The sequence below is a fragment of the Mesorhizobium sp. M1C.F.Ca.ET.210.01.1.1 genome, assembly GCF_004791585.1.
Classification (GTDB): Bacteria; Pseudomonadota; Alphaproteobacteria; order Rhizobiales; family Rhizobiaceae; genus Mesorhizobium.
The window spans coordinates 1-14,255 of sequence record NZ_SRUU01000050.1; the positions used below are offsets into that span (position 1 = coordinate 1).

The following is a 14,255-nucleotide window of genomic DNA, read 5'->3' on the forward strand; positions in this document are numbered from 1 at the left end:
ATCTTGGCCGACACGCCGTAGACACGCGCCGCATGGGCTTTGGAGAAAGCGCCTTCTATCACCGACAGCGCCATCTCCTCTCGACGCAGCGGTGTGAGACGGGCATTCTTATGGATGTTCATTCGGACCCTCCGGTGAGTGCTGAAGCTTGGTAACTCCAGTCTCCCCGGTCCGGTCCGAATGGACAACCTCCCGAAAGCTCACAGCTAGTCGTGCGGTTATATAGTTTCCGAGGATGGCCCGCTTGCATACCTGCCTGCCGGTAATCTCTAACCCTTGACTTAGGGCGATGGCTATCGGTTATGCGGCTTGAAAGCGAAGAGGTGGACCCTTCGTCGAGCGCCGGTACGATATGGAGTGCTGCTCCGGGCTAATACCCATCCAGACAGAGCGGAACCTTCTATCACGTCAGACGCTCGGACAGTTGCCAAACCCCGATTTCCTGGGAACTGAATTGTGCTCGCCACCGGGTCCATTTTGCCGGCGCGTCTGTGGTGCAGGCCCCGATCAGCCTGACCAATGGCACAGGAACGCTTCTATGACCGAGCACTGCGAATTTGTCAGCTGGCGAACAATTCCTTGTAGCCGCTCGTCACCATCCAGTTCGCACGGTCGAGATGACTACGAAGCGCCTTCCTGGCGCGCTCCGGTTCAAGTGCCGGATCAATGCCGAGGATCAGTTGGGCCATTTCCTCTTCGGGCGCCTCATCGGCTGAGGCGTCCAGGAGCCTCATATAGATGGTAAAGTGCGCCCTGTCGTAGGCGGTAAGACGGTCAGACCAAGGGACTTCGTCGAGCAGTGTTGAGCTTTGAGTCCTATCTGTTCCCGTTGATTGATTCATGTCTGCCGCGAACCTCGCATGTTGATCGCTGGATCCAAGGCAGAATATCCCAAAATGGGATAATCCGAAACGGGGATTAGTCGCTGAGCCGGTCTCTACCTGCCGGTTCACCTAAATGCCCAAATCTCTTCGATCTCCCCGCCACCAGCGGTTTCTGGCCCAGTTGATCTCACTGCGCAATGTCAAAGGGCTGACGCAGGCGCAGGTGGCTGAGAAGCTTGGTCGTCCGCAATCTTTCGTGGCGAAATATGAGGGTGGCGAACGGCGTCTCGATGTCATTGAGTTTCTCGACGTAACTGCGGCCCTCGATGCTGATCCGTGTGAGATTCTGTTGAGCCTGCGCACGTAGTGGGCGCCCGCGCCCATCACCGCGCGTGCCGTGTGCCGGTGGGTCGAGCCCCGCTTTTCTTGGCTCTGGCGTCTCGACCATTCCGCTGCGCCTCCTAGCGCGTCGTTAGACTCTCGCAATTCGCTCTGTTTTGTGCCTTTCTCAGCAGGTGGCGCCGCATCCTTCTAGGCCCGCCGCGGCGTCCCGCAACCCTTAGCCAGCTGTGAGCTTTCAGTAGGTTGTCCATCCGGCCCTTCGGATGCGGTGCGGCTCAGACGGCGGACCCGTTCCTGTCATGATTCGCCGCCGCACCCATTCCTGGGAAGCAGCCATTGGCGAGCGGAGGACAAAATGATGAGACAGCGAAGCGCTGGGCCATCCGCGCTGTGGTGATACGTCGATGCATGGCGGTTGCGCGACTTCGTTGCTTGAAGCGAAGCGACCGCACCGCCCATTTCGTCAACTGGCGAACAAATCCTTGTAGCCGCTCGTCACCACCCAGTTTGCACGGTCGAGATGACTGCGAAGAACGTTGCGTGCGCGCTCAGGTTCGCGTGCCGGATCAATGCCGAGGATCACTTTGGCCATTTCCTCTTCAGTGGCGTTGTCGGCCGAGGCGTCCAGGAGCCTCATATAGGTTGTAAAGTGGTCCTTGTCGTAGGCTGTAATGCGGTCCGACCAGGGGACCTCGTCGGCGAACGGCGTGTTCGATCTGGGCTGCAACATCGCTAATTCTATCTCCGGCCAATGGACCCGCGAAGCCCTGTGCCTGCTAAATGTGGATTACATATTATAGTTGATAAACTCAAGCCGCCTGATCCGCTGGCTTGCGTGCATGGATATGCGCAAGTTGGTCGGACGGAATGTGCAGAGGATCAGGCAAAGGAAGCGCCTGACGCAGGAGCAGCTTGCGGAGATTTCCGGGTTCAGTCAGCAGTACATCAGCGGCTTGGAGAAAGGCCGAAGAAATCCGACAATTATCACGATCTATGAACTGGCATTGGCCCTCGGCGTCAGCCACATGGATCTGGTTCGGCCCGACAAACAGGCATGATACACCCGCCCTCCAAGTAGCTGGCCGCCTGATGGCGCGCGCCGGGTGCTCGTGAACCCAGGCTTTTCTTAGGGTCCCCCGGCAGCCCCTGCCATTTGGCTCGCCCTGGCCCGGCGCACCCTATTGGACAGTCGGCCGCTGCGGTTTTTGTCAGCCTTTCCTGGGGCGGTCGGCATTGCCTTTTAGGCCCGCCGCGGCCTCCCGCAACCTTCGCTCTCGCTTCAGGTCCTTCTCTTGGTTACGATCCTTCGGATGCGGTTCGCCTCTTTCAGCGGGCCTAATCGCTTTCTGCCGCCCACCCCACGGGGACAGCCACGCGAGACTAGTATGGAGCGTTGCGGTTAGCGCACGAACAGCAAAGGAACTGAAAAAACAGGCAACTGTCGAAGCATGGCTGAACCAGCCATCGTGTCGGCATCTTGGAGCCGCGTGTTCGCCTTGAGGCCCTGCCGGTAGGATCCCTGCAGTTGAAGTCATTGTCGGCATTCTGACAACAATGGACATGAACCGCCGAACTATCAAGGCGACCAGGTTGTTGTCTAGCAATGGTTTTCCGAATCGGCACGGCACTTGCGTTACCAAAAACAAGTACGCCGCGGCACGGATCGCCCAAGAGGCTGAACGACCTGATCTGTTTGACCCTCGCAGCAGGGGTGGATGGCTAACACAAAGGAAACTTTGAAGGTGGACGTTTTCGAAAGTTCTCCAATACCTGTCAGGAAAACACGGACGCCATCTTTCTCGGTGGATCTAGCCTTGCTGGGAGTCGCATTCGTTTGGGGGGCGAGCTATCCGGTCGGGAAAGGCGCACTGTTCTACGCGCCGGTTTCGATACTTGTTCTTTATCGCTTCCTGATTACTACGATCATTACGGCAGTGGCTGCAAGACATGAGATCGCATTGGTCTCCTGGGGCGATTTCATCCGCGGCTTCGCATTGGGAACAATACTTTTTTGCATCTTTATTGCTGAAACTTACGGCGTTGCATCGACAAGCGCAATGAACACGGCCTTGATCATATCGCTTTGTGTGATTTTCACGCCGAGCATCGACTATGGGCTATCACGGCGACTTCCACCTACGGGCATTTTGGCAAGTGCTGCCATAGCGTGCATCGGTGTCGGCATTCTCACTGGCGGGATCAGCAGGTTCAGCCCGGGTGACGCGCTTGTCTTGGGGGCCGCGATTCTGCGAGCGGTTATGGTCGTTTCCACCAAACGCCTTCTGGCCGGCCGGCAGATTTCATCTGCAGCCCTGACGGCCATCCAAGGATCGACGGTGGCAACACTTACTTTCGTTTTGGCCGTCGCTCAGTTCGGAATTTCAGGCCTTGTTGTGAGGGCCACCCTTCAGTTTTGGGGCGCTGTTGCCTTCCTTGCACTCTTCTGCACCCTCGCTGCATTCTACATTCAAAATGCCGCAGTGAGAAAATCCACACCGACACGGGTTGGCTTCTTGATGGGAACAGAACCTTTTTTTGGTTTCGTTCTAGCGCACCTTCTTCTGAATGAGCCTTTGACAGTACCGAGCTTGATAGGCGCAGGCCTCGTCCTCGCTGCGACGTTTGCTGGCATCTGGTTTGAGAGCAGGACATCCAAATGAACCCCATCTTGGCTTCCACCAAACCCGCCATCGGCGGCATTTCGAGTTTTGAAGATCTGGAGGCTTTTCCGGACCGAACCGCACCAGTTGCAACCATGTTCAGCGGCGGTCTCGACAGCACCTATCTTCTCTACAAGCTGCAAAGCCTTGGCTTTGCGAACATTGAAGCTGTCGCAGCGGATGTCGGAACGCGCATCGATCAGCCTTTGTTGGAACGGACGGCAGCCATGTTCGGCGCGCGCTTTGTCTGCCTCGAAGGGCGGGATGCCTTTGTCGAACAAGGCGTGAAATCAGCCATTCGAGCCCACGCCAAGTACCTTGGCATCTATCCGTTGAGCAGTTCGTTGAGCCGTCCCATAATCGCATCTTTGGTTGTTAATCATGCTAGGTCAATCAACTCACGGCTGGTTCTTCATACAGCAAACCTTTCTCAAAACAGTCTTCCGCGCCTTAACAATAGCATTAAGCGCTCAGGATTTTCCGGCAACTTCGGCAGTCCGTATGAATGCTCTGTGATATCCCGACAACAGAAGACCTCCGACCTGTCCAAGTGTGGAGCGACTTTTGTGGCGGACCGCACGTGGAGCGCGGACGAAAACCTCTGGTGTCGGGAATTCGAGTCGGGGCCTTTGGAAGATCCCGAGAACTTTTCCATCCCCGAGGAGGCATTTGCTTGGACGCGCCACATTCCCGCAGAGCAGCCGGTAGAGATCAAACTCGGGTTTGCAGACGGAAGTCTCGTGTCAATTGATGACCGTGATGTTGCATTGGTCGACGCAATCCCGTTCCTGAATAACACGGTCGGCAAATTCGGGCACGGCCGCTTTGTCGGGCTTGAACACATCACAACCGGCCAAAAGGTTCTCGAAGTCCGCGAGGCCCCTGCCGCGGCCATTATCTTCGACGCGCTGCGTCACCTCGAAACCGCTTCTCTTGACGTGGCATCAATCGTTTTGAAGCAAGGGCTTGAGCAAGCCTGGTCCCAAGAGGCGGTTTCAGGTGCATGGGGCAGTACTATTCACCAGATGTGCGAACGGGCCATTGCATCCGCCCTCGAGGGCGTTAGCGGGAGCGTCAGCTACATAGTCGATCACACACGCTTTTTACCTCGGTCGATCCGAGCCAGGACGCCGAGATACATTAGGGACCGCGACCTTTGGGAATACCAAGCCGCAACCCACATAGCGTTGTCCAAAGCGTTCCGTCCTCGCCAAGTCACCAAAAGGGAGACACCCGTGGAAAACAACGCACCCCAGGCGCCGGCCAACCTCAGTCAACAATGCACTGACGGTCTGGTGACAAATGGATGGTGGTTTTCAAAAGGCGAGCGCGCCGAAGCCTGCTTTGGCATCGAAATTGATGCAGCCTGGAAGAACTTTGCTGACCATTGGAATCGACTTCTTCTCGATGAATACATGCGTGACGGCGGAACATATCGTTACCGGCGCTATAGCGCTTTTGAATATGACGCGACTGACGGAATCTTTAGGCTCCTACCCCACGCCCCCTACGAACAATCAAAAAGTGTCAATCATCTGAATGGCGGCTTCAAGCGCCACTTCGAGCCCCTTGAAAACTCCTTTATAGACCATCCCGTCTTAGAAAAGATTCTGACAGGTTTCTGCAGAATTCTATGTGAAGCCGCCCGACATGATCGTTGGAATATCAAGATCCATCCCTACCGGATTGTCGCGCGCGATGGTGTAAATGGCAAACCGGCACCCGAGGGCCTTCACCAGGACGGGGTGGACTTCATTGCTTGCTATATGATTGGGCGGGTCAACGTCACCGGCGGCATGAGCATGATCACCGACGCCTCAAAGGAGTTCCTCGGCGAGGTCGAAATGAACTCCCCGAATGATTTTGTGATCTGCAACGACCGCGAAACCTTTCACGATGTATCGTCGATTGTGGCCGAAAACCTGAAAATGCCGTACGCTTATCGCGACGTCCTTGTGATCGCCTTCGAGAAATTATAACGCCCAGCGCGCCGAGAGCATTTTCAACAAGGTTCAATACTGCTTGGTATCCTCTCGGGTGTTCCTGGTGCGGGAACAATGCAGGATTAATTTCTTGCATCTAAACACCTAGATAGCAGTTTCGCCTCTCTGGTATGATGGTTTTTGGCCTCGCGGATCTCGCGTAATACGAATGACCGTGGACACCCCCGATCTTCGCAAGAAAGTGAGAAATTATCCTCATGCTGTCCGACGAGGTGGTCTGCGGCTTCGGAGGCACCGGGAACTGGTTTGGTAGCCAGACATTTGGGATGGAACCGGACATGCTCTCGATCGCCGGGGGGCTTTCATCCGGTCACCTGCCCATTGGCGGCGTCATTATCTCGACAAGATTTATCAATGCGCCGCTGACGAGGCCCACAAGGTCGGCGTGTTCGGTCACGGTTTCACCTACTCCGGTCATCCGGTGATAGCGGCCGTCGCCGCCGAGGCGATCAGGATCTACAGCGAGATCGATTTCGTGACCCAGGCGCGTCGTCTCGGCGATCACTTGCATGGAGCCCTCGCGGACGCGCTCGGCGACCATCCGCTTGTCGGTGAAGCCCGCGGCCGCGGCTTCATCGCGGGGGTTCAGATCGTCGAGGATCGTGCGCCCGTCGCGTCTTCGCGCCCGAGCTGAGGATCGGCGATGTCGAGCGGCGGTGCCGCGAGCACGGCGTCATGATCCGCAATATGGGAGACGTGCTTGGAATCTGTCCGCCCTATATAATCACCGAAAGCGAGATCGACCCCTTGGTTGACGGCATTCGTTCTGCACTCGACGGCGCCGCTGCTGCGAATTCCCGGGTCGGTCGGGTGGCATGAGTTCCAGCATTAAGACCGACTGCTTCACTTCAGTGGATATTATCGAGCAAACGCTCACCCGAGGGGTGCACTTCATCCGTGTCCGGTACAAAACGTCACCCATGTCTCAGGTCGGGCACGCCGCTCGCCAACGACACCGAGTTCGGCCTCGCGGCCTACTTCTACACCGGCGATCTCGGTCGCGCCTTCCGCGTGATGGAAGGACTGAAGTACCGGCGTCAATGAAGGCCTGATCACCACGCCGGAGGTGCCGTTCCGCGGCGTCAAGGAATCGGGCCTCGGCAAGGAAGGCGGCCTCCAGGGCATCGTGGATTATCTCGACACCAAACATGTCTGCATCGGCGGTCTCGGCGTCTAGTGGTTCCCGCCTGACATAGGAGTCCAATCAGAGATTCCCTTTCTGGCCTGCGCGTGCGAGTCTGGCGCATGCGCACAGGAAGATCGTTCACCGTTTCGTCGGCCGATCGCGTCCGTCTGACGGCGCTGATCAGGGATCGCAACGCCCCGCAAAAGCATGTCTGGCGCGCCGAGATAGTGCTTTTGCCCGCCGACGGCGTCGGCACCGGCGAGGTCATGCGCCGCATCGGCAAGTCGAAGACCGACGTCTGGCGCTGGCAGGAGCGCTTTGCCGCGGAAGGCTGTGACGGGCTGCTGCGCGACAAGACGCGACAGTGGCGCATTCCGCCGCTCGGTCCCGATGTCGGCGAGCGCGTCGTGGCACTGACGCTTGCCGATCCGCCGGGCGAGAGGACCCACTGGACCGCCGACATGATGGCGCAAGCCGCCGCAATCAGCGCCAGCGCCGTCAGGCGCATCTGGAAGGCGCATGGTCTCGCACCCCACCGCTGGCGCCAGGTTCAAGCTCTCCAATGATCCGAAGTTCGTCGACAAGTTGCGCGCCGTCGTCGGCCTCTATCTCGATGCGCCGGCCCATGCCATCGTTCTGTCGGTCGATGAAAAGAGCCAGATCCGGCGCTCGACCGCACCCACCCGGCCTGCCGATGAAGAAGGGGCGGCTCGGTACGATGAGGCACGACTACAAGCGCAACGGCACCACCACCCTGTTCGCCGCCCTCAACGTCCACTATTGTCCCGTTGACGAGAATATCATCTTAGTTGCTTGTAAAAATTTGTTCTCCACTTCCGTCTCCATCGTATCTCAGTCAACGCGATGGAGCAGGAAATGACTACAAACATTGTGAAACTGGAAGAAGGCAGGGCAATCGGCTCTAATCGTGACGTGCCGCTGTCAGATCATGAGGCGGAAGCCCTAGGGCATCTTGCGGTGGCGCTGAGTGGCATTTCGACGACCATTCGGTCCGCCGCCTACAAACACGCGCTAAACTCTAGTCACGCGATGAAGCCCCTAAAGGAGACGGAGGACGCGCTTACCGACTACGACGCCTTGGCGAGGGCGGCGGGCCGAAAGCAGCCGAAAGCGGCGGAGGAGGACGACAGGAAGGGGGACGCCCTAGCGAGAGAGGCCGCCGCACAGGTCAGCAGGGTCGATCAGACCCGATCTTCCCGCTGGAGCAGACCGCGAAGGGTACCGGTGGCATCAACGGACTACGTTCGGCAGGTGGTCATGGCAGATAGTCAGCTTGGAGCAGTGTCGGCACTGGTAAACGCGCGGCGAGTGGCTCCAGAACGCTTCCATGCTTCTGTTCCCAGTGTAGATAATAATCCGGATGCTCCGCTTCTGACCTCTTTTTCGGACTATCTGAGCAGGGTGTGCGGACTGGAGTCAAAGTCCCGCGAAGGCGTTCTCCTGGGCAGCCGCCGCTTTCTGGATTGGTTCCATCACCACCATTCCCGGCCAAGCCCTCGGCGCGTTGACGGCTGAGCATGTCCTTGCCGCTGTCGAACATCGGCTGTCACTATCGGCGACCTCCGGTACCCGCACCGGCAGCAACTTCTCACATCGTATTGGGCTGGCCACCACGACCAGAATCTCGCGCGCGTCGTCCCCAGGACGCCCCACTGGCGTTTGGCTCATCTAACCCTCGAACTCGGCTACGGCCCGTCGACGGTCTTCTTCACATGGGTCGGATTCGACGAAATGGACGAGGTCACAGGCGACGGCCATGCTGAACTGCTCGACGACGGCTCCATCGACATCACCTTCTATCACAACGGCGACGAGGCAATCCTCAAGGCCAAACGGGACACTTCTTCAACGGCCTGCTAGGAGATCCGTGTTCGCCTTGCGCTGACAAAGAAGCTCACACATGACGTCCGGGAGACGATGCTGGCAAATGGTCTGGCTGAAGCATTCCACCCACAATACCAAAGCCCGTCCCGATCCAAAGCGCTTCTAAGCACTCCACCTCAGGCGCAAGGCCGGTTGGCCAGTGCATCTTCTTGGTCCGCCGGAAGAGAACCCCGCCCGACAATAGCTTCATGAGGTCTTGCGCTGCAGTGTCGACCGTAAAAAAGGGCGCGCGAGGCGCCCTTCATTTAAACCGGCAGTCGGGAAGCAGACTTCACTCTGATATTCAAAAGCGGTAGGTGACACCTGCGCCTATCAGCCAGGGATCGAGCTCCGCCTTCCCCGTCAGCTTCGCGCCGGTCACCGTGACGTCGAAGTCCGGCTTCAGGAAAAGCTTCTTCACGTCGAAGTTGAGGCCCCAGTGCTGGTCCACCATGTAGTCGAATCCGACCTGCAGCGCCGTGCCGAACGTGTTCTTCACCTTGAGAGCATCAGCGCTGCCAGTGTCCTGGTTGTAGAAGATCGTGTAGTTCACGCCGGCGCCGACATAAGGCTTGAACGCGCCGAGATCGGTAAAATGGTACTGCAACGTGAGTGTCGGCGGCAGCAGCCAAACTTTGCCGATGTTGCCCAACCCTCCGATCGTCCCTTGGCCCGCGATGTTGGCATAAGTGGTACCGAGTATGAGTTCGGCGGCGATGTTGTCGGTGAAGAAATACGAGATATCGAGTTCCGGCGTCACCGTGTCCGAATACGAAAGACCGGAGCCGGGAAGCGTATCAACGTAGCCCAGATCTTTCGTAACGACGCCCAACGCCCGCAGGCGGACCTGCCAAGGGATTGGCGCTTCGGTGACCGAGGCTCCCGTCTCCGCCAGGACGGTCTCTGCTTGCGCAGGCTCCGCGGCGACGGCCTGCTGTCCCACCATGATCAGGGCCACCGCCGCTGCTGTTGCCCGCGCTACGCCCATTCGCGTTCTCGCCATGAGATTCACTCCTTGATGTTCAGAAAGGATGCACTGCACTATTTCGTCTCCTGCTCGAATGAATTGTTGATGGACCTCAAATGCCCCTCTTGCGTTGCAACGCGTTCCGCCGTCTCCGGAGGGTGATCGTTGAAGCCGATTGCGCTGCGGAGAAAATTGGTGCCTAGACTGATGAATGCGGCTTGCTCCCGATTGTCCTCGCCGCAGCCGTGCCCGCCTGCGCTGGCCTCGTAGAAGTAAGCGGGATAGCCAAGAGCCTGCAGTTTTGCGGCCATCTTGCGCGCATGGCCCGGATGGACGCGGTCGTCGCGTTTCGTGGTGGCGATCAGGATAGGCGGATAGGGCTGTCCCGGCGCTGCGGCGTGATAGGCGGAGATTTCCTTCAGGAAAGCCCAATCGTGAACCTTGTCCGGATCGCCATATTCGTCGATCCAGCTCGCGCCCGCCAAGAGCTTGGTGTAGCGACGCATGTCGATAAGCGGTGCTGTGCAGAACAGAGCCCCGAAATGCTCAGGATAGCGGGTCAGCATGTTTGCGATCAGCAGGCCGCCATTTGAGCCACCCTCGGCGGCAATCCGCCTCGGCAGGGTGATGCCCCTTCGCACGAGGTCGGAGGCAACGGCGGCGAAATCGTCGTGGGCGAGACGCTTGCCCTCCCTGCGCCCGGCTTCGTGCCAGCGGGTGCCGAACTCGCCGCCGCCGCGGATGTTCGCCTCGACACACGTGCCGCCGCGCTCGAGCCACAGCTTGCCCAGCGGGGAGTTGTAGTAGGGCAGGAATGATACGCCGAACCCGCCATAAGCGGAAAGGTGAATCGGAGCATCTCCGTTCCCGTTCGCCGGACCAACCTGCGTATAGGGGATCAGCTCATGATCGATAGAGACTGCCTCGTGGCGCGTGACCACCAGTCCGGATGCATCGAAATTCTCCGGGCTGCGCTTCAGGATTGCTGAAGCGCTGAGAGACGGCGCGGCATTCAGATCGAACAGCAAGAGCTGCGGCGGCGTGATCGGATCCTGAGCACAGATCAGGACCTCTCCATTGGTCTCGTGAACTGCCGCATCGAATGACCAGACGTCGACAGTACCTTCGGCGGGCAGGGTGTTCAGGACTCGGCGCGTCCATTCCTGGTGGCCGGGAGTGAACATCTCGAAACGCGGTGCGAGATTGACGAGGTAAGAGATAATGAGCTTCCCGTCATTCCAGAAGAATGACTGCATGGAGCGCCTTTCCCCTGGTTGAAACAGGGTCTCAAAAAGGCGTCCGCCGGCGAGGAAAGTGGAAAGCGAGATGACGATCAGCGCGTCGGCGGGATGGGTGGTGCCTCCCACCGTCCAGGGCTTGCGCGGCCTTACCGCCAGCCAGTCGCCGAAGACCCGCCACGACGCGTCGCGAGGAAGATCGATCTGCCTCCTCGGCCCGCTCCTATCGCCGATCCAGCTGATCTTCTCGAAGAAGGCCGGCTGCTCGATGAACCAAAGGCGCTCGCTGCGGCCGGTGCGGTCCGAATGACCAGACACTTGGAAGCTTTCGAACCCGGCCTCGAAGATTGCCGGCGTGGTGAGGGGATCCGCGTCACGCTTCCACAGTCGAACTGTGCGCGCATAGCCGGAGCGGGTGGCCATGCCATTACCAAGCGCACTGGAAAGCAGAAGCGTGTCAGGGTCCAGCCAATTAACGTAGCCTTTGGCCTCGGGGAGGTTGAAGCCGTCGGCGACAAAGCTCAGAGAAATCAGGTCGAATTCGCGATGCACGACCGCGTCGCTGCCGCCGCGCGACAGGCGCAGAACGGCTCTTTCCCGTCTCTCCGGCTCGATGGACGCGCCGTCCCAGATCCAGTCCTCTCCGTCGCTAGCCGCGAGAGCATCCAGATCGAGCAGTAGCTCCCATTGGGGATCCGCCTTCATGTAGGCGGCAAGGGTGGTCCGGCGCCACAGTCCGCGTGGATTACCGTCATCTCGCCAGTAATTGTAGAGGTACTGACTACGGCGCGCGATCAGGGGAAGATTGTCGCGATTGTCGAAAATGGCTGTCAGAGCCGCGCGGTCGCGCTCGAACTGCGTTCCACCGAAGTGCTTCAGAGTCCTTGCCGATTGGCCGGCGGCCCAGGCAAGTGCCCGCTCGCCCTCTACATCTTCAAGCCAGACATAGGGATCGTCGTCGGGAGCATCAAGCGTTGGACGGACATCAAATGCGTTCATGTCCGGACAGCCTTCAGAAAGAAGGGATAGAGGCTTCCGTCGGCTCGGGAACGCTCAGTGTCGGTAGCGGCGCCCACATGTTCGAAAAGCGTGATCATTGATGAGTTCTTCCAGTCGGTGCGGCATCGCAGTGCTTTTGCGCATAGGGCCGCAACCTTCGTGCCAACTGGGAAAATCGTTTCGGAACAATGCGATCGCTCTGGAAGCGTTGTGTCACATGTCCGACATCGTCGAGAATCCGACAACGAGTGCTCCTCCTAATCACCGGATCAACCTCCGGCGCCAGTCGTGGACACTGTGCAGAACTCGAGAAGTGAAGCTCATTGGAGTGAACCTGGTTGACGCCCAACATCTTCGCTCTGGAGCGCTTCACGCACACGGATTCATGGCAGACACCATGATGCGATCGATGCTGTTAGAGACCAAGCTGGCTGCGCCTGTGAGTTTCAGCCGCCAGCTGGAAGCAGCGGAGTTCTGAGGAGAAGGGTGGGGGGCCCAAGCCCTGCCGCAATCTTGGCCTGCACCGTCCCCTTGATTGTTGTGGGTCAACGTCTGCCTGCCCGCTGAATTTGGCACGCCTTACACCTACGTCACGACCAAGACCTTCCTGTTGCACTTCGGCCTCGACACACTGCGGGATTTGCCCGATTTCGAGGCGATTGAGGTTGCCGCGCTGCTCAGCAAGGAGAAGCTGCTGGCGGGCGATACTCCCATCGGGCTGGTGAGTGGTGGAGGAGGTGAGGAGCGACACTCCAAGGCCAGGACGGGCTAGCGCAGCAGATACATGGAAGTAATCGCTTGATATGAGCGGTTGAGAGTCGAATCAGGGAACTATGCGATCACTATCGATAAGAGGTGGCAATATCGATCGTGATTGTATCGGGCCACTCTACGGCGAAGGAGGCGGCAACTTGTGTCTCCGACCCGAAACGATTACCTTGCGGCCATTATGAGCAAGCATTTGGCATCCGTCTTGACGACGTGAACGCGCCCTGCAGCGTACAGCTGGACGACGCGGCGCTGGCCGATTGCTTTGCGGATCTCGATTTGGCCAAGCAGCATCCCGCTCATGTCAGCGCCTTTCTCGGCGAGGTCCCTCTCGCCCAGCAAGTCGAGTTCGCAACCGCGCACCACATTCGCGGTCGACGAGATGAAGGCTTTTGCCGCCAAGTTCTCTGCCTGGTCCGGCGAAAGCTATCCGCTCGCCGCATAATGGCTGGACATGATAGCCGACGCCCGTCCCGAATGGCGGCGGCTTTTTCGTATTATATCGACCTGATCGACAAGATGCGGCGGAACAGGGGTCCACGTGCGATGCGGCCAAAGCGGATCCAGCTCTCGAGCGCGACTACGGGGTAGGTGTGGTCGCTGGAGCCGCGGCCGACCTCGACCTCGCGCCAGCCGGTCTTGCCGCGCAGGGTGACCAGCAGCCCTTGCCGTCAAAAATCTCGATCCAGCTGGCGCCATCGCTGTTGTCGTCGCGCATGACGTCGAGACCGACGATCTCGGAGCGCCGCAGGCCGCCGCCACAGCCCAGGAGCAAAATAGCGCGGTCGCGCAGGCCCTGAGGTCGTGGCCGAGCGTGGCGATCATCGCCAGCAGATCGTCGCCAGGACCGCCTCTTTCTGCCGCGGTGGCTTTGCGTGCTTGCGGCGAATGCCGGCAAGAACCTTATAGATATGCCGCTCCGCGCGGTCCAACGGCCGGCCGCGCTGGGTAAAGTTCCAGGCGAGGCCGGAAAGCCGCCGCTCGATGGTCGCAAACTAAAGGGCAGGGGCGCCACGCTTCGGATCGCCGGCGGCGGTGCCCGAGGCACAGGCGCTGATATTGAGCCTGATCACCTTCGAGCCCGGAGGCAGGGGATCGAAGCCAGCGCGCCGGCACCAGGAGGAAAAATGCCGCCAATCCTTGGGGTAGGCGTCGCGCGTGTTCTCCGAGGTGGCGTTGTAGCCCCTCGCGGTCTCGACCAGTTCCTGGACATGCGCCGGGACTCTTTGAGCCGGGTCTCCATCTCCTTGTAGAGCTTGTCAAGCTCGCCATCGACTGGCTTCAGGTCGTCGATTGAACATTGCGTCATCATAGGCTTTGTGCCTTGTTGTAGCAGGCATCGTCCGTTCGCGCGGCGGACACAGACATCACCGTCGCTGAGCCGAGAACGACGGTAAAAGAAAATGCACTCACTGACTTCATAACCAATCTCTTTTGCGGGTGA

At 58.9% G+C, this 14,255-nt stretch carries 15 protein-coding genes and 4 pseudogenes; 12 read left to right on the forward strand and 7 right to left on the reverse strand.

Annotated elements, in window-relative coordinates; genetic code table 11:
* Together EN853_RS31060 and EN853_RS31065 are read right to left on the reverse strand one after the other, a co-directional pair.
* The coding region (locus EN853_RS31060; protein ID WP_245474027.1) for a leucine zipper domain-containing protein at nt 1–122 on the reverse strand (122 nt) is incomplete at its 3' end.
* A 438-nt stretch (nt 123–560) separates the two neighbouring features.
* Complete coding sequence (locus EN853_RS31065) at nt 561–842, reverse strand: DUF2285 domain-containing protein (RefSeq protein WP_063169301.1); 282 nt, start codon at nt 840–842, stop codon at nt 561–563.
* Nucleotides 843–957: 115 nt separating this feature from the next.
* On the opposite strand from EN853_RS31065, the gene EN853_RS31070 reads away from it, so the two are divergent.
* Complete coding sequence (locus EN853_RS31070; RefSeq protein WP_082826573.1) at nt 958–1,191, forward strand: helix-turn-helix transcriptional regulator; 234 nt, start codon at nt 958–960, stop codon at nt 1,189–1,191.
* A 438-nt stretch (nt 1,192–1,629) separates the two neighbouring features.
* Here the strand turns inward: EN853_RS31070 and EN853_RS31075 are convergent, their stop codons facing one another.
* Complete coding sequence (locus EN853_RS31075) at nt 1,630–1,896, reverse strand: DUF2285 domain-containing protein (RefSeq protein ID WP_063169299.1); 267 nt, start codon at nt 1,894–1,896, stop codon at nt 1,630–1,632.
* 109 nt (nt 1,897–2,005) lie between these two features.
* Between EN853_RS31075 and EN853_RS31080 the strand changes: the two genes are divergently transcribed.
* The 9 genes and pseudogenes from EN853_RS31080 (at nt 2,006) to EN853_RS31115 (ending at nt 8,836) form a co-directional block, all read left to right on the forward strand.
* Nucleotides 2,006–2,224, forward strand: coding sequence for a helix-turn-helix transcriptional regulator (locus EN853_RS31080; RefSeq protein ID WP_029354714.1), 219 nt, complete (start codon nt 2,006–2,008; stop codon nt 2,222–2,224).
* Between the two features lie 657 nt (nt 2,225–2,881).
* Nucleotides 2,882–3,826 carry a DMT family transporter gene (locus EN853_RS31085; RefSeq protein ID WP_082826572.1) on the forward strand — a complete coding sequence of 315 codons (945 nt, stop codon included), beginning with the start codon at nt 2,882–2,884 and terminating at the stop codon, nt 3,824–3,826.
* Nucleotides 3,823–5,805, forward strand: coding sequence for an argininosuccinate synthase-related protein (locus tag EN853_RS31090; protein ID WP_063169298.1), 1,983 nt, complete (start codon nt 3,823–3,825; stop codon nt 5,803–5,805). The genes EN853_RS31085 and EN853_RS31090 overlap by 4 nt, the downstream gene beginning before the upstream one ends.
* 221 nt (nt 5,806–6,026) lie before the next feature.
* Nucleotides 6,027–6,254: an aminotransferase class III-fold pyridoxal phosphate-dependent enzyme gene (locus EN853_RS35190; RefSeq protein WP_263485461.1), complete on the forward strand. Its 228-nt coding sequence runs from the start codon at nt 6,027–6,029 to the stop codon at nt 6,252–6,254.
* Nucleotides 6,215–6,463: an aminotransferase class III-fold pyridoxal phosphate-dependent enzyme gene (locus EN853_RS35195; RefSeq protein WP_063169297.1), complete on the forward strand. Its 249-nt coding sequence runs from the start codon at nt 6,215–6,217 to the stop codon at nt 6,461–6,463. The genes EN853_RS35190 and EN853_RS35195 overlap by 40 nt, the downstream gene beginning before the upstream one ends.
* 308 nt (nt 6,464–6,771) lie before the next feature.
* A pseudogene (locus tag EN853_RS31100) lies at nt 6,772–7,006 on the forward strand (aldehyde dehydrogenase family protein); the annotation flags it as partial.
* A 68-nt stretch (nt 7,007–7,074) separates the two neighbouring features.
* A pseudogene (locus EN853_RS31105) lies at nt 7,075–7,730 on the forward strand (IS630 family transposase); the annotation flags it as partial.
* A gap of 101 nt (nt 7,731–7,831) precedes the next feature.
* Nucleotides 7,832–8,491 (forward strand): hypothetical protein, encoded by a 660-nt coding sequence (locus EN853_RS34925; RefSeq protein WP_063169296.1) that lies wholly within the window; start codon nt 7,832–7,834, stop codon nt 8,489–8,491.
* 144 nt (nt 8,492–8,635) lie between these two features.
* A complete protein-coding gene (locus EN853_RS31115; RefSeq protein WP_244514237.1) occupies nt 8,636–8,836 on the forward strand; it encodes a hypothetical protein in 201 nt (66 codons plus the stop codon).
* A 307-nt stretch (nt 8,837–9,143) separates the two neighbouring features.
* Here EN853_RS31115 and EN853_RS31120 read toward each other — a convergent pair whose 3' ends face one another.
* Together EN853_RS31120 and EN853_RS31125 are read right to left on the reverse strand one after the other, a co-directional pair.
* Nucleotides 9,144–9,842, reverse strand: a complete 699-nt coding sequence (locus EN853_RS31120) for an OmpW family protein (protein WP_063169295.1) — start codon at nt 9,840–9,842, stop codon at nt 9,144–9,146.
* Nucleotides 9,843–9,880: 38 nt separating this feature from the next.
* On the reverse strand, nt 9,881–12,043 hold the full coding sequence (locus EN853_RS31125; protein WP_126080676.1) for a prolyl oligopeptidase family serine peptidase: 2,163 nt from the start codon (nt 12,041–12,043) through the stop codon (nt 9,881–9,883).
* Nucleotides 12,044–12,260: 217 nt separating this feature from the next.
* On the opposite strand from EN853_RS31125, the gene EN853_RS31130 reads away from it, so the two are divergent.
* Together EN853_RS31130 and EN853_RS31135 are read left to right on the forward strand one after the other, a co-directional pair.
* Nucleotides 12,261–12,521 (forward strand): hypothetical protein, encoded by a 261-nt coding sequence (locus EN853_RS31130; protein WP_095769041.1) that lies wholly within the window; start codon nt 12,261–12,263, stop codon nt 12,519–12,521.
* A 93-nt stretch (nt 12,522–12,614) separates the two neighbouring features.
* A pseudogene (locus EN853_RS31135) lies at nt 12,615–12,815 on the forward strand (SMC-Scp complex subunit ScpB); the annotation flags it as partial.
* A 161-nt stretch (nt 12,816–12,976) separates the two neighbouring features.
* Here the strand turns inward: EN853_RS31135 and EN853_RS34225 are convergent.
* Together EN853_RS34225 and EN853_RS34930 are read right to left on the reverse strand one after the other, a co-directional pair.
* Complete coding sequence (locus EN853_RS34225; RefSeq protein ID WP_063169293.1) at nt 12,977–13,213, reverse strand: hypothetical protein; 237 nt, start codon at nt 13,211–13,213, stop codon at nt 12,977–12,979.
* 116 nt (nt 13,214–13,329) lie between these two features.
* Nucleotides 13,330–14,013: pseudogene (locus tag EN853_RS34930) on the reverse strand (integrase); the annotation flags it as partial.
* Nucleotides 14,014–14,255: the final 242 nt, after the last annotated feature.